The organism is Desulfosporosinus burensis (assembly GCF_054657535.1).
In genome coordinates this window covers 1-251 of record NZ_BAAHYN010000117.1, presented here as the reverse complement: position 1 = coordinate 251, position 251 = coordinate 1, and the positions used below count along the sequence as shown (strand labels likewise).

At 48.6% G+C, this 251-nt stretch carries 1 protein-coding gene; it reads left to right on the top strand.

The features are described 5' to 3' along the window. Positions 1-251, top strand: a 251-nt coding sequence (locus tag ACYQ3Q_RS28655; protein WP_459931767.1) for a thiamine pyrophosphate-dependent enzyme, incomplete at both ends; no start/stop codon positions are given.

Sequence of the window (251 nt, the reverse complement as noted above, 5' to 3'; positions counted from 1 at the left end):
AGGCGCAATATTGATCTAACCGCCATAGTCATAAATAACAGCATTTACGGGATGACGGGTGGTCAGACCTCCCCTTTAACCCCTCACGACAAACGGGGAACCACCTCTCCCTTTGGCAACTTAGAGAGACCCTTTCAAATACTGGAGTTGGCTAAAGCAGCAGGTGCTACGTACGGGGCCAGAGCGACGGCTTACCATAATCAGCTTCTGACGAAATTAGTCATGGATGCCTATAACAATGCTGGTTTTTC